Raw genomic sequence first — 17,620 nt, forward strand, 5'->3', positions numbered from 1 at the left:
AGGGGTCAGACCCCTCGTCCCATTAAAGGCAGTTTAATAGGCAGGATTACTTTTATCAAAAGGATCTTGAATAATCAGGGACAGTGGACCTGTCCCCCGCTTCCTCAAGCTTCTTCCCTTCCATTAGGATTTTTCTTGTTGGAAGTGCTATCGTCACTTTTTCGCTTTCTAATAATGAGTATATTTGTAGGTTGATATCCTCTCTTACTTTTAAATATTTCCCCCATTCTGTTGTTTTTGTGAAAAAGTATAAGAAAATTTCTACCCCATTTTCTTTGTATTGATTAAAGTTCACTAAAATCGTTTCCGGATGAACTTCCGGATGATTCTTCAATAAACTTTCCACTTGTCGAATGATCGTTTCAATTTTTTCTCTAGTCGTATCATAAGTCAATTGTAAATTAAACGTAATTTGCCGTTTTCCCATTTTGCTCCAATTAGTAATCGATTCATTAGAAAGCGTTGCATTGGGAACAGTTACAAGTGCTTGGGCAAATGTTCTTACCTTGGTACTTCGAAAGGAGATGTCTTCAATTGTTCCTTCCACACTTGGTGTTTGCACCCAATCTCCAATCGTAAAAGGCTTCTCCGTAATGATGATAATTCCACCAAACATATTTGCTAGCGCATCCTTAGCAGCCAAGGCAAAAGCTAACCCACCTATGCCTAAACCAGCGACAAAACCATTCACATCATAGCCAAACTCCTGTGCAATCACACTCAAGCTAATTGCAATAATGATAAAACGTAACGCCCGTGAAAACAAAGGGATTAAGATGTTGTCAATTTTCATATTATACTTCTCGTTAATTTTTGAAAAAAGTGCCGATGAAGACGACGACAGATTAAATAGCCCCCAACCAATCATAAAAATAACGCTTGATCTGATCATATGAAGAAACAATGCATTCGTTTGTTCTAAATATGGAAAATAACCAACTGATATATAAACACCAACAATTAAAATGAGCCCTTGAATTGGTAAGGAAAAAGAAGAACGCAACTGATGAAACAAACCGTTCAGCCTACCTCGACTTACCTTTAATAAGAAAATATATACGTATCTTAAAATGTATTTTCGTAAAATGAAAAAAAGCAAGAAAATCGTAAGTGATACTACTAAATCAACCAAATAATTATACGAAATTAACACTTCCCAAGACATCCCCACACTACCCCCATTTTAAATAAGCCTGTACATCATAAATATTCTTGTCAAGCGCTTATTATGCGGGAACGAGTGGGACGAAGGGTCAGACCCCTCGTCCCATATTTACAACGAATAAAAAGGACTAGGCACCCTAAATATGCCTAGTCCACTACTTACTCCATTTATTTTTCGTCAATCCCAGTATCTTCAGCAAACGGTCCAATAATTTTATAATTCCTACATAACAATGAGCTATAAGTGACTAAGCTCATTTTAGTTTAGTTCGATTACAACCCGCTTTAAGCCTCTTCCTTCATCAAATGAGTGTTTATCGAATCAACAAGTTCCTCTACTGAACAATCGAGTGTTTTCACAGGTATATTAACCTGTGTATCCAATAATCCTTTATTCATACGATTTAACACACGCTTCAATCCACTTGCACGATTAATGATAAGCTCGGGATCTTTTGTGTAAATTCCAATATAATGTTGACCACCGAAACTTACAAAATCAACACCTGCTATTTCCTCCCAATTTACTAGACCCGCTCCAATATAACTGGAATGATCCGTAATCCCTTTATCTGAAACAATTAGAGCCGGCTTGCGCTTTATGAGAACTTTTATATAGTAAATCATACATAGTCCAAAAAATAAGATCGTGATTAAACCTATAATTCTGAGCCAGAGCCCGAATGCTCCTTCTTCCGCTCCTCCTGATGTATACATAGTACTTCCGACTACAACAAATACAAAGGAAAGAAAACCTAATACAAATAATTTTCCCCGATTAGAATAAATAATAATTTCATTCATACTATATCTCCCTCTCCATTCATTCACCCTTAAATATATCTCTGTGATACATAGTATCAAGGGTAAATAGTCCCTTTTTTGGTAAATATCCGGTAATATGGAGGCTATTCTCCATATTAGAAAAGGGCCTGACACCTTAAAATGTGTCTAGCCCTCTCATTTTACTTATTTTCGTCTTTCCCCGCTTCATCGGCTAACTGCTCAAAAGTCTTTACTTTGCCATGTGGATTTTTGGCATTCTTACGCGATCGCCATTGTCGTTCTTTTTGTGATTTTGATTCAGTCATAACAATTTCGTACTCCTTTATTTCATTTATCTAAAACTTCCAAAGGTCAGCTCTAGCTTGCTTCGCTTTTTCCTTATGTTCTTTATTAGCAGCTGCACTACCAAATTCTTTTGAGAATTCAGCATCCTGTTTGCTAGAATCAAATCCCTGTTTATTTTTTTGATCAGCATCATTTTTCTTTGTCCTCTTTGCCATGCATTTCCCTCCTTCTTATCTTTTATTATAAGGAGATGGAGTGGAAATATGCGAAAGAGTGCGAATGAGGGTCAGTCCCCTCGTCCCATGATGAAGCTGGGACGACGGACCTGACCCCTCAACCCACCTATTTACTCAATTCTGGACTGCGGGCTATAAAGACAAATTCTAAACCAGGACGATCTGGTGCATCTCGAATATCCTCCACAAGTAAGTTAGCCTTGAATAAGGAGTCCATAATCTCAGACTTACTACGGAACTTCAATGTAGATTCAGAAGTCAGTACTTGACCGTCGTTGTGAAATACGAATGTATGTCGAAACGTAACTAAAGGTAATTGCACATCAAGAAGATCGTGCCACCTCTCTATTTTTCCGATTTCAGGTACTTCTATCACTTTATAGGTCTGTTCACGATTCCAGTTCTTCCATGCTTCTTTTTCAGGGTCACGAACTTCAAAAACTAGCCGGCCACCAGGGCTAATAATATTGCGACATTTTATAAGTGTTGATAACCATTCATCATCAGTTACAAATACTTGTGCGACATTTCCAGTCATCGTAATAAGATCGGTTTGTAAACTTGGGAGTGTAGCTACTGTACCATGTATCCAATTGACTTGATCTGCATATGTTTTACGATTTGCCACTTTAAGAGAGGCGGCGGCTGGATCCACTCCAATCACTTCCTTCCCAAGCGCAGCAAGCCGACAAGCAAGGTTGCCTGTTCCGCAACCAAGATCAATTACTGTGTGAGCATTGAATTCTTCTGCCATCGCAATATACGGGGCAAGATCTGGTCGTTCTGCCGAATCAAACAAATCATATACATCTGCAAGTCTTTGCTCTTCAAATATTCTGTCAGCCAAATTTATATAGCCTCCTTAATTTTTAGTTATTCCATCGATTCGTTTCTAATATAATATCTTTGTAAATTATTTTCATAATAATCACCTCATTTGTAATTTAGTATATAATAACTGATAGGTCTGACATTCGCAAGAAAGTTAAGGGGTCAGGTCCGTCGTCCCATAATGAAACTGGGACGAGGGGTCTGACCCCTCAACCCAAGGAGGTTTTAATAAATGAATGGGAATGAGAGAAAGATGCATCCACCATATTATGCAGTAATTTTTACTTCACAAAGAACTGATGGTGATAATGGATACGGAAAAATGGCACTAGCGATGAAAGAGTTGGCTGCAAAGCAACATGGATTTTTAGGTATTGAAAGTGTAAGCGATAATGAGTTAGGTATTACTGTTTCATATTGGGAATCTTTAGAAGACATTAAGAGTTGGAAAGATAATTCAGCCCATAAAGTAGCCCAGGATAAAGGTAAAAAAGAATGGTATAAAAAATACAATATTCGCATTTGTAAAGTTGAGAAGGAATATTCTTTTCCAATGTAGTTTTTTAAGTGTTAACGGTACAAAAATCACATACAAGCTATCACTACCAAAGTTACAATTACTTAATCCACGGTATTTGTGTCAGCGTTTAGCAACTTGAATTATATGTATAGTAATTCATCAAAAGTTTTTTGGGTGCTGATTTTGTGGTTTACGGCTATTGTTTTACGTAGTGTATTAAAAAAGCAGTATTATCAAGTTATGTTACACTAGAAAGAAAATAAGGTGGAAGTGAGAATATGTTTGAATGGCTTACTGAAATAAAAAAGCCACAATTACCTTTTCATATTGACAATGGCAAATTAAAAATTGAGAAAGTAGAATCAGAGATTTCTTTAAGTAACATGAGTGAAGTTTGCCAATTTTTCGCTTCAGTAGACGTAATTATTGGGAGTGATGGTCTAACAATCTTACCAACTCCAACCGAATACTCGTTTCATACTATAATGAATGAAATCGTACCACATTACTTAGATGTTAAGAAGATTTTTATGAATGGTAAACTAAAGGAAATAAACGTAAGTTGTTTAAAAGAAGAGTCCAAGAAAATTGTAGAGGATTTATTTCCAAACAACGTTTATCCTGTAATACCTGACTTATATCGTTCAAATAATTTAAATATAGCAACTAAACCAAGAGCATTAAAAAACTACTTAGTAAATCAAGAACTAATCAAACCTTTACATTTAAAAGAAACAGAAAATATACGAGAATTTTTTATGAGCTCTTTCTTTGCTGAAAATGGTTCCATAATGCTACAACCAACTGGATGGAAGTTAGATGACGATTTAAAAGAATCCATAACAATACGTACTTTTAGCACATTTGCAAAACGCATTGTGTTATTAGTTGATGAAACAGATCAATCTGTGGTTTCACTTGAAATTTACGGTTAATTATAATGTATTATTGATTAACCGTTAAAAGCAATCGCTTCCTGTAAGTCAAGTATGCAGAAGGAAAATTCCTTACTGAACGAAAATATATATCAATTTTTTTACTTAAAAATTAGTACCAAGTGATAGTAGTAAGTTATAATATTAAGTGATAACTTTTTTATAAGTTCATATTATATAATGAGGTGATTTTTTGTTTATTTCCAAAGCTCGAATTACAGCGATAGGTTCTTATGTTCCTGAAAAAAGGTTAACAAATTTCGATTTAGAAAAAATGGTTGAAACGAATGATGAATGGATTGTTCAACGTACTGGTATTAAAGAGCGAAGAATTGCTGCTAAAGAAGAATTCTCAAGTGATATAAGTTATAACGCTGTCAGAAACTTAATGAAACGATTTGAAAAAACTATTGAAGATGTAGATATGATCATTGTTTGTACATTAACTCCTGACTTCAAAACTCCAAGTGTAGCTTCTTTAGTACAGGCAAAACTCGGCATTAGAGGCGCTGGTGCAATTGATTTAAACGCTGCTTGTGCAGGTTTCACTTATGGTTTGCATGTAGCCAATGGATTAATAACATCAGGTCTTAACAGAAAAGTTCTTGTTATTGGAGCTGAAACCTTATCTAAAGTTACAGATTACGAAGATAGAAGTACTTGCATTTTATTTGGAGATGGTGGAGGGGCTGTTCTTTTGGAGTACGATGAAGAACAACCAAGTTTTCTTTCTTCACATTTGGATTCGGAAGGCGAAGCAGGAAAACATTTATACTGTTCAAATCATTCAAAACATATGTTTGACGAGGAAATAATTAATAGTGATAAAATTGTACAAAACGGACGTGAAGTATACAAATGGGCTGTCTCTACCGTTCCAAAGGGAATGAAAAATGTATTACAAAATGCGTCCACTCCTTTGAATGAAGTGGATTGGTTTGTACCTCATAGTGCTAATTTGAGGATGATTGAATCAATTTGTAAAAGAAGTGATTTTCCCATTGAAAAAACACTGAACAGTTTAGTGGACTATGGAAATACTTCTTCAGCAACAATACCCTTGTCATTAGATAAAGGAGTAACAGAAAATAAACTCAAAAACGGAGATAAAGTTTTACTATATGGTTTTGGTGGCGGTTTAGCACATGCTGGTTTACTAATCAAATGGACAATTTAAGTTTTTTAAACAAATGGGACTATTCTTCAAGAAAGATTTTCATTATGGGAAGTGGATTGGGAATACCTAATACCTAGTGCACTTGGATCGGACTCCTTTACTAGAATTATTTGAAGATGAAGAGATATTATTTATAAGAGAAAAGAGTTATCCGTAGTGAGAATTTCGAAGTTTGACGCAAGAACTTCAAAATGAAGCACAATCAGAAGATATCAAGCTAGTTACAATGGTTAAAGTAAAATTAAAATTAGGATTATCAAAAAATGAGGTTAAAAATCTATTTGGTATCGATCATTAACAAGGAACAAGTGGAAATAATGAAAGTGAAACATGGCGTTATGATTTTTTGGTAAAATAGAAAATTATAGGTCCCCTAATGATAAGTATATTGAAAATGGAGATATCGAGGGGGTGCAGAGTGGTATGGTTCAAGCTCAATTATTTATAAGTTGGAATGAAGAAAATATAGTAAGCAATTATTCTATTTTTTAACAATATGGTGCTTTTTGACGACACAATTATATGAGATAAGTCAGGAGATGGTAACATGAATAATCTAGAAACAGCCGTTTGGGTAGGAAGTATTTCAATCTTACTCATTATTTTCTGTTTTTACTTTACACTTACATTTATTGAAAAATTACACGAGGGTGATACACGTATTACTAAACAGTCAAAATTAGCAGCGATAATTTGTCTTGGTTTAGCTTTATTTATCCCTTTTCTTTATAGTTTAATATTTTAATTGTAGAGACAAAATGTAGACTATCATTATTGAGCAAAACCAGTGATAGAAACTAGGAATTATTCAATCTATGAATGCATTCGAAAACTTAATGATGATAGTTAAAGAAGCCTGCCTCCAAGCTTCTTTTCTTTTGAATAACAATGCAATTTCATTCAATTTATTATGCGAAATGTTCAGTGTTTTCTGTGATTTAACATTTTGCACCTTTTAATGAAACTCATTACCTTTAGTTATGATTTTTGGGTATATAAATACGACGTTATAGCACTGTTTATTGAACTGCTATATAACTTTTAACCCCCAATTAATGCTTACATGATCATTTATTCCAAGGTGAATCATCTTACGTTATATTTTCTTTACTTTCCCTCAATGAAAACAGACAAAATTAAAAGGAGTGTGTATTATTGAACTTCCGCAAAACTCTAATCGTTACTCTCATCTTATTATCTGGGTGTAGTTCACAAACAAATTTTTTTATTGGTAATATACTAAGTATAAATGAGGATACCTTATCTATAAATTGTACGGAATTATTAAATAAAGGCGAGAACGCCGACGATTATGGAATTGATTGTAATATTTTTATAACGGAAGATACACAATTATTTGATGAGAATGGGGAATCTATTAGCGTAGATTACTTATCTGAAGGGGAATCAGTAAAGGTCAACCTAGAAGATAAAATCGATGTGAATCATGCACAACGAGAAGGAATCGCTAAACAAATAATAAAAGTTGAAGAATGAAAACGTTCAAAATCCGCAAAGAACTTTAATATTTGTCCGTACTTTATTCACCCATAATATTCCCCATCAATATGATATTCCACTATCTTGATCGGACAAGGTTCCTGTCACCTCGATCAAGAGCATCCGAAATTTTTATATTTTTTCAAACCAACCATGGGATAGTTTCGTCTAAAAATGTAGGAAGAGGTGATAATACATGAATGTAGATCAAGTGACTGGGACTGATGACCATACGGACGATAGAGAAGAAATAATTGATCAATTAATGTATGAATATAGCGATAATATCCTGCATCTAGTCTATACATATGTTAAAAACCGAACGACAGCAGAGGACTTAACGCAAGATATTTTTATTAAGTGTTATGAAAAGTTTGGTCAGTTTAACAAGCAGGCTACATTAAAAACTTGGTTATATCGAATCGCTAGCAATCATTGTAAGGACTATTTAAGAAGCTGGCATTATCGCAAAGTCACTTTCAATGAAAAGATTTTAGACTATATACCTTCTAAATCAACACAGGTTGATGAAGAAATCATATCAAAGAATGAACAAAACAGCTTAACAAAAGCGGTCATGGATTTACCTATTAAGTACAGAGAAGTAGTTTTCCTCCATTATTATGAGGAGCTACCCTTAGCGGAAATAAGTAAGGTTACTACTGTTAATTTAAATACGATCAAAACTAGATTAAAACGTGCGAAAGAATTATTGAAAGATAAGATGATAGAGGAGGTTTAATCATGGGCGATTCATTTATCAAACTAAAGGATTCTATGAAAGAAACAGTTTTTAAAGATCTTTCCTTTTCCGACGAGCGAAAAAATGCTGTGAAAGAGGTCATACGAAATAAACATTCTCTACACCAGCTTCATTTTTGGAAGGAGGAAACCCTTATAACTGTATTAGAATCGATTCGAAACGGAGAAAAACACGGATTCGATATATCTACCTACCTTTTTCATAAAAGTGAGCTTAGTTTTCAAAATAAAGAAGGGCAGCTTTATACACTCTTACATCTACTAGAAAACAAAGAAGTCCTAACTTCTAAATGGATAGAAGGAAAGAAATATTACTCCTTAACAAAAAAAGGGAAAAAACTATTAGTTGCGTCTAAGCAAGGAAGAATGAAACAACATACTCCCCTTCAAAGCTTACTGGAGGAGGCGTCTTTATGAGTTCCACCAAATTCGAGAAATTTTCAAGCAAAGTCACCTCTAGAGTGAAATCCAAAGAGGTTCATAACATGATCCAAAATGAGCTTACCAGTCATTTAGAAGAACGAAGCCAATTCTTCCAAAAAAAAACGTTTTCTAAAGATGATGCAGATGATAAGGCGATCCAAGAAATGGGAAATCCAATAATCATTGGAGATAACTTAAACAAACTCCATAAACCCAAAATAGATTGGATCCTAATCACCCTATTTGTTATTATTGCAGGAATTAGCTTTCTTCCTTTAATTGGTGGCTCTCCCGAATCAATAGCACCTAGCTCCTATTTTATCGGAAAACAGATGATCTGGTACATTATTGCAGTTCTTATAATTGTAGGTGGCATTCATTTCTTTGATTATCGAAAATTACAGAGCTTGTGGGTTGCCTTCTATGTAATCGGATTGTCGCTACTTTTATTGGTCCTAAATTTTGGTAAAGTAACGATGGGGACCAAAAGATGGGTTGTTCTTGGGGACATTAGTGTCGATGTAACACTACTATCTTTATTTTTATTTTTTCTAGCTTGGACTACGATCCTAAGCAGGGTTAAGGAGTTTAGTAGCTGGAAAAAACAAATCTTATTGTTTTTTCTTTTTTGGACGCCATTTTTCTTCTACATGATGCTTCTACAATTTGTGGTAAGTATCATATATTTCTTTTGCATATTAACGATGATTGCCTTTTCTCGGGCTCATATAAAATTATTCATTTGGTGGATTGTGACTAATGTGGCTGCTTGTTTGCTTTTTATTGGTACAATAATCAATACTTTTCAAAATAATTATTTCTATTTTAGATTATTAGCTTTTATTGATCGTTATTCTGATCCAGACGGAGAAGGTTATATATATTTTGTAATTAATGATGCCCTGTCCAAAGCAGGGTGGTTCGGTAATGGTCTTGACAATGATCTAAACCAACAAGCATTCTCAATAACACATACAGATCTTGCTTTTTCATATCTCGTCTTTTCACTTGGGTGGGCGTTCGGAATTTTTCTTTGTTTTATTTTGTTGGTATTTATTATAAGAATCTCTTTAAATGCTTTTAAAACAAAAGATCAATTTGGGAGATTATTAGTAATCGGTGGTGCTGCATTATTTACCGTTCCTACATGTTGGAACATATTGATGGGATTGGGAATAGTACCGATTATGGGAGTATCCCTACCATTTATTAGCTATGGAGGAAGCATGCTTTTATTTTACGCTACAATATTAGGGTTAACTCTTAATGTGTATCGGAAAAAGGATATTGTCGAGTTTACTGCAGTGAAGATATAATATTTGAATCGATGGTCAGATTTCTTATCCAAAATGAAACTGGGACAGTGGACCTGTCCCCCCTCGTCCCACTTTAAGAACTGCTTTTGTCGTATTTCTCTCGGTAGGGCTTCCCTGTTTAGCTGGGTAAAGCCTGATTGCATTCTTCCTCTTCACTAATAAGTCGAAAAATATAATCTCTCTGAATAGTCTCGGCTTTAGTTAGAAAACTTCACACCTATCTACTTCATTATTATCAATAGTACTACAAGAAGCATTGTTGGATGTATTGCATCTTGCAAGAAAGACGATAAAAATGCAAGAGGTTGTCTCATCACATTCTTTTTATACTTTTACTTTTTCTTTAATTAACTCCATAAACTTACCTGGTTCATCTACTCGAATAGCAACTCGGCTATATTTTCGTTTCATTCCCATTAATAGTGATGCTTCCGTTGGTTGTTTTAATTGGAGAATAACTGTTGGCAGTACTTTTTCCAGATCTTTTGCGATAAACTCCATTGTTTCTTTTGTCGGTTTCTTCTGCAACTCTTTGGGATCATCAATTAATTTTTCAACATTAGCCCATTCAATTTCCATCCGCTTCATTAGTCCTAAAGAAATATATATCTTTTTATCGGTAACTAGAACAGGATTGAATCGTACTGCTTGAATATCCCCTACCAATAGGATAACGGAGTAAATATTTAGTACCAATAAAATGAAAGACAATATAGGAGACCATTCATGTAACCACCAGTGAATCCCTATTGTCTCGATAATAATTGCATGAATAAGCATTACTTGAAGAGCTATTAAACTCGTTTTTTTATGTAATGTAAAGGTAGATTCATTTAAGTGGGGATGTTTTTTCCAACAAGCGAAGGCAAAATAGAATAACAGCATCTCAGAGCAAATAACTGAAATAATTGGTGAATGTTTTACTTTCATCGTTACTGCATGATGAAAAGAAAATAATACTGGCAATGTACTTTGTTTCACCGTCTGCACAATACGAGGTAAATATGTAATGAGAGTTATGACAATCAAAAGCTCGATAATAACTAGTAGACCTTCAACTGCAAATCCTACCCATGTAATAGGGGCAAAAGGTTCCAAGTATTTCATCGGTATAAGAAATCGAACTAGAATAAGACCAACAGCCATCGTCATAATAATATACTTCCAATTCCATTTCCTTGCCCATGTAACATAGAGAATAGGAGATATAATCGATAAATCTATGATGGACCCAATTACCACAGCATTTGAATCCTTTGGAATGATGCTTGCTCCAAACGTTGTATGGTATAACATGAAATTAGAGCCGATCACAACAAATAGAAATAAAAGCCAAGCCTGACGTAGAAACTCCCGCTTAAGTACCACAAAATCCCTCTCCTCAGCAAACAATAATAATGTCACATGTCATCCCGTATTTATGCTCTAACTAAATTTTACCATACTAATGGGGTGGGGGGACAGTCCCCTCGTCCCACCATCACAGAATTAGATAAGTGGGACGGAGGGACTGACCCTCCGTCCCACTCCGTCTCATAGTCTACACACTTGTCAATACTCCGTTGTATGCATTAGTGTATATTTCTCTAATTGAGTCGATGTTTAATGGCCGTGGGCTTCTATCAAGAAGGCGTTTTTGTTTCACACCATTTTGTGCTAAGCGTTCAATATCTTTTTCTTCAATTGGATAGGCACTTAGTTTCAACGGTAGACCAACGTCTCTTACTAAATCTTGTAGGCTAATTACTACATCAATAGAAATTTGTCGTGCACTCTTTCCCTCAGTAGGTAGCCCCATCATTTCTGCTATTTTGACCATTTTATCCAAACAAGATGGCCATATATAGTCATAAACATACGGTAATAGAAGCGCATTGGATTCACCATGGGGAATTTTGAATAATCCACCTAATGGGTAGGCTAAGCCGTGAACACCTGCTACTCCTGCATTATAAAAACTTAATCCGGCTATTAAACTACCAAGCGACATTTGTTCTCTAGCATGTTTATCCTGTCCATTCCAGACGGCAGTACGTACATTTTTTACGATTCGTTGAATGGCATCTAATGCTAAGGAGTCTGTTAATGGCGTCGCATGGATAGATGTATATGCTTCAACCGCATGTGTTAATGCGTCGATACCGCTCGCAGCAGTCACCTTTGGTGGCAAGGTGTATGTTAACACTGGGTCTACGATCGCATAGTCAGCTAGTAGATTTTCATGTGTAATAACATCCTTTGTGTCGTCTAAAGAAAAGACGGCAATGTCGGTAACCTCTGCACCTGTACCAGATGTAGTCGGAATTAACACTTTCGGTAACCCTTTATTCGTTGTTTGTTTACTTCCACTCAAGTTCAAGTAATCTTCTACAGATCCCTCATTCTCCGCTAGCACTGCCGCAGCTTTCGCCAAGTCCAATGCACTTCCACCACCAACGCCAATCACCAAGTCTGGCTTACTTTTTCTAACCGCCTCAACTACTTCATTCCCAGCGCTTAGTGGTGGTTCTGGTACAACATGTGTGTTAATATCCACTGTTACGTCCTGCATTTCCAATTGTTCTAACACTGGATTAATGACACCTAGATCTTTTAGCATCGGGTCTGTTAGTAAAAAAACTTTTCTCGCTTTCACCTCTTTTATAATGATTTCTAATTTAGCTAAAGATCCTTCCCCATGATATATTTTTTTCGGTGAAATAAACTGACTCATTGATGCACTCTCCTTTTTTGAATTTATGCTTTACTGCGATGTCTGACACCATTAAATTCATCCATTATCATTCGGTAATTATTTGGAAGTCGTCTTAACTGATCGATAGGTTTTGTTCTGAATCTATATCCTCATTTGCTTTTTTATTAGGAAATACTAATGTATGAATAATCATAACAACCATACTAATTAATACACCTAAACCAGCTGCTGCAAAAGGATTACTTACATCAAAGCCGAATGGTAGGTAAATAATCCAATAAGAAACTGTTCCTGCACTTAAGGAAAAAATGGCTCCTTGTTTTGTAGCCTTTGGCCATAGTGCTCCAACAACTAGTGGGCCTGCTGTAGCAGAAACGATCCCACCAATTCCAATCCACATAAACACTGATAAATACTGTGGCGGTGCCCATGCCATAAAGATAGCTACGGCAATGACCAGGAATGTTGAATATCTACTAATGATAAGTTCTAATTTTTCAGATTTTTGTTTCGAGATGTTTGTTCTAGGTACGATTGTCTTTCTGAATATATCATTAGCTAATAATTGTGTTAGTGAAACGATTAAACCATCTGATGTAGACATGATCGCTGACAAAACAGCTACCGCTAAAAATGCAGCTAAAAATGGTGGGAAGATTTCTTGGAATAATACTGGAATAATCTGGTCTGGACGAATATCTAAAGCAGGATCAACGACTGCTATCCCTAACATTCCACCTAACCCCATTAATGGCAAAATCGTAGCAAAAATGGTGCAGTACATAATTAATTTTTTCATATCTTTATTCGATTTAACTGCTAAAAACTTATTTCCTAAGTGTGGTAGAATACTGAATGGTAGGTGAGCTACAAATAGCAGACCAACTAACCAAAATGATCCATACGTATCGTGACCTGGGATGAATAACGTGTCAAACCCACCCGATGGATTTCGTTCTTTAATTAATGAAATCATATCTCCAAATCCACCAGTAACACCCACACTGGAAACAAAACATATGACGACGATAATAGATGTAATTAACATTAAAAACCCTTGAACCGCATCGGACATAATATCGGAATGGGAACCACCCATGAACACATAAATTGCTAGTACTACTCCAGTGATAAAAAGTCCTACATTATAGTCTACACCCATCATCGTTTGGAACATGGTCGCTGCAGCAACAAATTGAGACACGACGTAGAAGATCAATAGAACAGAAATGATCGTTAACGTTATCCGCAAAAATTCACTACCGTACCGATCCCCAATAAAATCAGGTATTGTTCTTGTTCCGAACTTATCCCCATAAATCTTGATCGTTTTAGCGACAAACAACACCCCAATGACTGTCGCCACAGGATACAAAAGTGGATACCATAAACTCGGAGCTCCTAAGTCATAGGCGAGACCCGGCATCCCCATAAAAGTGGAACCACTCGATATCCCTGCACTAATAACAAGTGCTATGACAATAGGTCCATAACTAGATCTTGCCGTCGCAAAATCATCGGAGGAATTTGTTTTCTTCATTCCAACGTATCCTAAAGTTAACATGATACCGATAAAAATAATCATAAAAATCCATGAAAACATCATTACATCATTCATAAAACCTTCTCCCCTCTATTTATCTAGTAATTTTGTTTTAAACAAGACAATGGCCATTCCTACCCAAGTTGTAACTAAAACACCAATCATTATATATAGGAAAGTCATATTATCACCTCCTGTTTGTTTAGGTAGTCCCTTACCTCCTTATACTTATCTAACAAATCCTCACTACCAGTGAAAGGCTCTAAAATAACAGTTTTATCAACCCCCTTAATCTTTTTTTGGTAAATAAGGTATGGAATATATAGAAAATAAGAATGTATCAATGTTAACTGTGGATACGACCAGACCTTTCTTTTGTGTAGGTAATTATTTTTCAAAAAGTGAGAGCCTACTTCCATTAACTCTTGTTCTGAGTAACATTTTGGAAGAACTTGATTTGAGTATTCATTTGAAAAAGGGATAAACTGGTCAGTATTCCATTCAAAGAAGCTCGTTTCTTTCTTCGTAAGGTTAGAAATTAGTTGTTTCTTTTCTGTGCGAAGCTTCATAAAAGGTAATGGTTTATATTCGATTTCCCATTCGGTCACTTGATAGGGATAAAATACTAAAGTTGATTCCGGCACTTTTTTTCTTGCTTCATCAAATGAAAATGTATACATATTTCACCGCCTAAAAAGAATAGTTCATGCTAATAAATTTCATATGGGCCATTTCTCGCATTGCATATTTGATTCCTTCATAGCCATATCCGGAAGATTTCAATCCACCATATGGCATGTGATCAAAACGTAATGTCGGCAAGTCATTGATCAACACTTGGCCTACTTCTAACTCATGGGCAAGCTTAAATGCTTGAGGTAGATCATACGTAAAGGCACCGGCATTGAGCCCATATGGACTATTGTTCATTTCTTTTAGCGCATCCTCTGCACTCGTTACGGAGTTAACTAAAACCACCGGACCAAACACTTCATTACAAGATATCTTTGCCTCAGGAGAAACTTTTACAAGAATAGTTGGGCTTATTCCGTTTTCGAATTTCTTACCACCAGTAACTAATTCACTACCTTCAGCAACCGCTTCTTCAATCCACGCTAAAATTCGATTTTGAGATTTTTCATCAATAACACCGGATAAATCTGTTGCTGGATCATTTGGATCACCATATGTTAATGATTCTGTCGCTTCTTTAAAATAGTGTAAAAACTCCTTCCTTACTTCCTCATGTACATAAATCCGTTGTGTACTGATACATACTTGACCATTGTAAGAAAAGGCTCCTACTACTGCTTTTTCTGCTATTTCCTTTAGCTTGTGACTGACACTTTTGTCGATATATAAGGCCGAATTATTACCCAGCTCCAGGGTTATCTTTTTCAAACCTGCTTGTGATTTAATCATCTTACCTACTTGAGGACTTCCGGTAAATGATATTTTTTGTACATCAGAATGATCGATAAGCACCTTGCCAAGTCGTGGCCCATCTCCAGTAATAACTTGATAAGCATCCTTTGGTAGTCCGGCCTCTGTTAAAACTTCAGCTAGTTTTATCGCGGATAACGGAGTTTTTTCCGCTGGTTTGACGATGATCGTATTGCCTACACCAAGCGCAGGACCAACCTTATGAGTAACTAAATTAAGTGGAAAGTTAAAAGGTGTAATGGCACCGACGACACCAATTGGTTGATAAATGGTATAAGCATCTCTTCCTTCCCCATTGGTTGCAGCATCTAGTCGGATTGATTCCCCTTCTAACTTTCTTGCTTCCAATGAAGCAAACTTTAGAGTCTGGACAGTGCGATCAACTTCTCCTAAGGAAAAACGGATTGGTTTTCCTGACTCGAGAGTAATGGTTTTCGCAAAATCATCTTTATTTTGTGCAATAATATCGCTAGCCTTATCTAAAATAAGTGACCTCTCCTCCGAGGATAGCGCTTTCATTTTATGGAAAGCTCTTTTACTATTTGCTATTGCCGCTACCATTTGGTCATTGCTACATTCGGGAATATCCATAATTTTTTCACGTGTATGTGGATTAATTAATGGATACGTATTCATTGATGATTCCCTAAGTTTGTTTAAGTATGATTCGGTTTTATACACTTTAATTCCTCCTAAATTGTTTTCTTTTATGCATACGTATTCATAAACGCTAAAAAATATAACTTCTTTGGTGTCAAAAGTAAATTCGGGATAATTCGGTACAAAAAAATTTAAACATTTAATCGCGATAATAAAATCTACGAAAATAGCCAACACCATTGTACCGATGCCCTCATTTGTTATTGGTAGCTCCTGAACATGCACATTAAATCTTCTTTGTGGTAGTTCGATCAAATAACCTAGTCTCTAATGTTTCTTGTACAAAAGATTTTTTTTGTGGAACTTTATCATCAATAAGATCCACTAAATATTCAATAGCAATTCTACCAAGGTTTGTGTCATCCACTGTTCCGACTGTACTCAATTGAAATGAATGATGGCGACTTAACTCTACATTATCAACACCTATCACGCTAATATCATTCGGGATACTGTACCCTTTTTGAATTAGAAAGTCTATAACATAAATAGCAATCGAATCGGTTGCAGCAAAAATAGCTGTAGGGCGATTTTTACGGGATAGAATCGAACCAATTTCTTTAAAGATTGCTTGTTTGCTCGTATCGGTAATAATGATATTGTCAGGGTTGATCGCATATTGCTTCTGTTCCAGAGCTTGCTTAAATCCTTCGTATCTACCTTGAAACGTGGTCATATTCAATGGACCACCGAGCCAAACAATATCCTTGTGATTTAGCTGAATTAGGTGTTCTGTTGCTAGACGACCAGCCTGAACATTGTCCATTTCCACATAATGGCCAACTTGTTTATGCTTTCGGTTAAACATAATGAATGGAGTGTCCAACTGCTTCAATTGCTCGTAAATTGGGTCATCATACAAGATAGAAGATAAAATGATCCCATCCACTCGGTGACTAAGTACATCCTGATAAACAGACATGTTATCACCAAAGTTTTCAAAGTGCACATTTACATTAAAACCTTTTTCTTTTGCGTAATTGACAATAGATGTTGTCGTTTCTACAAAGAATGGATTATGTAACGGACCCGATAAAAGCGCGATTGACCGCGTTTTCTTGTTAACCAACGACCTAGCAATAGAATTTGGGCGATAATTTAATTCTTTCATCGCCTGATTGACCTTTTCAAGCGTATCTTTATTCACTTTTTCTGGGTTATTCAATACTCTGGACACAGTCGTTTGGGATACACCAGCATGCCTGGCAACATCTTTTGATGAAATCATAACAATCTCCTAAAATAAATTCTATAAATACATGATAAAATGAAAACGTATTCATTGTCAACAATTTTCCGAAAATGGGACAGAGTGGGACGAGGGGTCTGGGACGAGGGGTCAGT

The 17,620-nt window shown here is 35.7% G+C and carries 20 protein-coding genes; 9 read left to right on the forward strand and 11 right to left on the reverse strand.

Translation table 11 applies throughout. The features are described from left to right. Positions 1-55: 55 nt before the first annotated feature. The 5 genes from ACFSTA_RS01655 to ACFSTA_RS01675 form a co-directional block, all read right to left on the reverse strand. Complete coding sequence (locus tag ACFSTA_RS01655; protein WP_377554786.1) at positions 56-1,165, reverse strand: mechanosensitive ion channel family protein; 1,110 nt, start codon at positions 1,163-1,165, stop codon at positions 56-58. A 284-nt stretch (positions 1,166-1,449) separates the two neighbouring features. Continuing rightward, positions 1,450-1,968 carry an STM3941 family protein gene (locus ACFSTA_RS01660; RefSeq protein WP_377554788.1) on the reverse strand — a complete coding sequence of 173 codons (519 nt, stop codon included), beginning with the start codon at positions 1,966-1,968 and terminating at the stop codon, positions 1,450-1,452. 161 nt (positions 1,969-2,129) lie between these two features. Then, on the reverse strand, positions 2,130-2,255 hold the full coding sequence (locus tag ACFSTA_RS01665; RefSeq protein WP_377554789.1) for a DUF6254 family protein: 126 nt from the start codon (positions 2,253-2,255) through the stop codon (positions 2,130-2,132). A gap of 30 nt (positions 2,256-2,285) precedes the next feature. Then, positions 2,286-2,450: a hypothetical protein gene (locus ACFSTA_RS01670; protein ID WP_377554791.1), complete on the reverse strand. Its 165-nt coding sequence runs from the start codon at positions 2,448-2,450 to the stop codon at positions 2,286-2,288. Positions 2,451-2,577: 127 nt separating this feature from the next. Continuing rightward, a complete protein-coding gene (locus tag ACFSTA_RS01675; protein ID WP_377554793.1) occupies positions 2,578-3,318 on the reverse strand; it encodes a class I SAM-dependent DNA methyltransferase in 741 nt (246 codons plus the stop codon). Positions 3,319-3,534: 216 nt separating this feature from the next. Here ACFSTA_RS01675 and ACFSTA_RS01680 point away from each other — a divergent pair, with 216 nt between their 5' ends. The 9 genes from ACFSTA_RS01680 (at position 3,535) to ACFSTA_RS01720 (ending at position 9,935) form a co-directional block, all read left to right on the forward strand. Beyond that, on the forward strand, positions 3,535-3,861 hold the full coding sequence (locus ACFSTA_RS01680) for an antibiotic biosynthesis monooxygenase family protein (protein ID WP_377554794.1): 327 nt from the start codon (positions 3,535-3,537) through the stop codon (positions 3,859-3,861). 239 nt (positions 3,862-4,100) lie between these two features. Then, positions 4,101-4,757, forward strand: a complete 657-nt coding sequence (locus tag ACFSTA_RS01685) for a hypothetical protein (RefSeq protein ID WP_377554796.1) — start codon at positions 4,101-4,103, stop codon at positions 4,755-4,757. A 193-nt stretch (positions 4,758-4,950) separates the two neighbouring features. Continuing rightward, positions 4,951-5,934, forward strand: coding sequence for a ketoacyl-ACP synthase III (locus tag ACFSTA_RS01690; protein ID WP_377554798.1), 984 nt, complete (start codon positions 4,951-4,953; stop codon positions 5,932-5,934). A gap of 172 nt (positions 5,935-6,106) precedes the next feature. After that, a complete protein-coding gene (locus ACFSTA_RS01695; protein ID WP_377554799.1) occupies positions 6,107-6,232 on the forward strand; it encodes a hypothetical protein in 126 nt (41 codons plus the stop codon). Between the two features lie 249 nt (positions 6,233-6,481). After that, positions 6,482-6,679, forward strand: a complete 198-nt coding sequence (locus ACFSTA_RS01700; protein WP_377554801.1) for a hypothetical protein — start codon at positions 6,482-6,484, stop codon at positions 6,677-6,679. A gap of 410 nt (positions 6,680-7,089) precedes the next feature. Next, positions 7,090-7,431 (forward strand): hypothetical protein, encoded by a 342-nt coding sequence (locus ACFSTA_RS01705; protein WP_377554803.1) that lies wholly within the window; start codon positions 7,090-7,092, stop codon positions 7,429-7,431. A 199-nt stretch (positions 7,432-7,630) separates the two neighbouring features. After that, the gene (locus ACFSTA_RS01710) at positions 7,631-8,176 is read left to right on the forward strand and encodes a sigma-70 family RNA polymerase sigma factor (RefSeq protein WP_377554805.1); all 546 of its coding nucleotides are present in this window, start codon (positions 7,631-7,633) and stop codon (positions 8,174-8,176) included. Between the two features lie 2 nt (positions 8,177-8,178). Continuing rightward, positions 8,179-8,613 carry a PadR family transcriptional regulator gene (locus ACFSTA_RS01715; protein ID WP_377554807.1) on the forward strand — a complete coding sequence of 145 codons (435 nt, stop codon included), beginning with the start codon at positions 8,179-8,181 and terminating at the stop codon, positions 8,611-8,613. Beyond that, the gene (locus tag ACFSTA_RS01720; protein WP_377554808.1) at positions 8,610-9,935 is read left to right on the forward strand and encodes an FtsW/RodA/SpoVE family cell cycle protein; all 1,326 of its coding nucleotides are present in this window, start codon (positions 8,610-8,612) and stop codon (positions 9,933-9,935) included. Before ACFSTA_RS01715 ends, ACFSTA_RS01720 begins: the two co-directional genes overlap by 4 nt. 324 nt (positions 9,936-10,259) lie before the next feature. On the opposite strand, the gene ACFSTA_RS01725 is transcribed toward ACFSTA_RS01720, so the two are convergent. The 6 genes from ACFSTA_RS01725 to ACFSTA_RS01750 all read right to left on the reverse strand — a co-directional run bounded on the left by ACFSTA_RS01725 (position 10,260) and on the right by ACFSTA_RS01750 (position 17,504). After that, positions 10,260-11,303, reverse strand: a complete 1,044-nt coding sequence (locus tag ACFSTA_RS01725) for a beta-carotene 15,15'-monooxygenase (RefSeq protein WP_377554810.1) — start codon at positions 11,301-11,303, stop codon at positions 10,260-10,262. Positions 11,304-11,475: 172 nt separating this feature from the next. Continuing rightward, on the reverse strand, positions 11,476-12,648 hold the full coding sequence (locus ACFSTA_RS01730) for an iron-containing alcohol dehydrogenase (protein ID WP_377554812.1): 1,173 nt from the start codon (positions 12,646-12,648) through the stop codon (positions 11,476-11,478). 94 nt (positions 12,649-12,742) lie between these two features. Beyond that, the gene (locus ACFSTA_RS01735) at positions 12,743-14,248 is read right to left on the reverse strand and encodes a sodium:solute symporter family protein (protein ID WP_377554814.1); all 1,506 of its coding nucleotides are present in this window, start codon (positions 14,246-14,248) and stop codon (positions 12,743-12,745) included. Positions 14,249-14,352: 104 nt separating this feature from the next. Next, entirely contained in the window at positions 14,353-14,853 is a 501-nt protein-coding gene (locus ACFSTA_RS01740) for a hypothetical protein (protein WP_377554815.1), read from the reverse strand. Positions 14,854-14,863: 10 nt separating this feature from the next. Then, complete coding sequence (locus ACFSTA_RS01745; RefSeq protein ID WP_377554817.1) at positions 14,864-16,297, reverse strand: aldehyde dehydrogenase family protein; 1,434 nt, start codon at positions 16,295-16,297, stop codon at positions 14,864-14,866. A 205-nt stretch (positions 16,298-16,502) separates the two neighbouring features. Beyond that, on the reverse strand, positions 16,503-17,504 hold the full coding sequence (locus tag ACFSTA_RS01750) for a LacI family DNA-binding transcriptional regulator (protein ID WP_377554819.1): 1,002 nt from the start codon (positions 17,502-17,504) through the stop codon (positions 16,503-16,505). Positions 17,505-17,620 lie beyond the last annotated feature (116 nt).

This window comes from Ornithinibacillus salinisoli (assembly GCF_042684965.1).
Lineage (GTDB): Bacteria > Bacillota > Bacilli > Bacillales > Amphibacillaceae > Ornithinibacillus > Ornithinibacillus salinisoli.

What these genes read in the sequence shown, in the direction of transcription:
- ACFSTA_RS01655 (WP_377554786.1), bottom strand. Translation starts at nt 1,165, where the DNA reads ATGTCTTGGGAAGTGTTAATTTCGTATAATTATTTGGTTGATTTAGTA.
- ACFSTA_RS01660 (WP_377554788.1), bottom strand. Translation starts at nt 1,968, where the DNA reads ATGAATGAAATTATTATTTATTCTAATCGGGGAAAATTATTTGTATTA.
- ACFSTA_RS01665 (WP_377554789.1), bottom strand. Translation starts at nt 2,255, where the DNA reads ATGACTGAATCAAAATCACAAAAAGAACGACAATGGCGATCGCGTAAG.
- ACFSTA_RS01670 (WP_377554791.1), bottom strand. Translation starts at nt 2,450, where the DNA reads ATGGCAAAGAGGACAAAGAAAAATGATGCTGATCAAAAAAATAAACAG.
- ACFSTA_RS01680 (WP_377554794.1), top strand. Translation starts at nt 3,535, where the DNA reads ATGAATGGGAATGAGAGAAAGATGCATCCACCATATTATGCAGTAATT.
- ACFSTA_RS01685 (WP_377554796.1), top strand. Translation starts at nt 4,101, where the DNA reads ATGTTTGAATGGCTTACTGAAATAAAAAAGCCACAATTACCTTTTCAT.
- ACFSTA_RS01700 (WP_377554801.1), top strand. Translation starts at nt 6,482, where the DNA reads ATGAATAATCTAGAAACAGCCGTTTGGGTAGGAAGTATTTCAATCTTA.
- ACFSTA_RS01710 (WP_377554805.1), top strand. Translation starts at nt 7,631, where the DNA reads ATGAATGTAGATCAAGTGACTGGGACTGATGACCATACGGACGATAGA.
- ACFSTA_RS01715 (WP_377554807.1), top strand. Translation starts at nt 8,179, where the DNA reads ATGGGCGATTCATTTATCAAACTAAAGGATTCTATGAAAGAAACAGTT.
- ACFSTA_RS01720 (WP_377554808.1), top strand. Translation starts at nt 8,610, where the DNA reads ATGAGTTCCACCAAATTCGAGAAATTTTCAAGCAAAGTCACCTCTAGA.
- ACFSTA_RS01730 (WP_377554812.1), bottom strand. Translation starts at nt 12,648, where the DNA reads ATGAGTCAGTTTATTTCACCGAAAAAAATATATCATGGGGAAGGATCT.
- ACFSTA_RS01735 (WP_377554814.1), bottom strand. Translation starts at nt 14,248, where the DNA reads ATGAATGATGTAATGATGTTTTCATGGATTTTTATGATTATTTTTATC.
- ACFSTA_RS01740 (WP_377554815.1), bottom strand. Translation starts at nt 14,853, where the DNA reads ATGTATACATTTTCATTTGATGAAGCAAGAAAAAAAGTGCCGGAATCA.
- ACFSTA_RS01750 (WP_377554819.1), bottom strand. Translation starts at nt 17,504, where the DNA reads ATGATTTCATCAAAAGATGTTGCCAGGCATGCTGGTGTATCCCAAACG.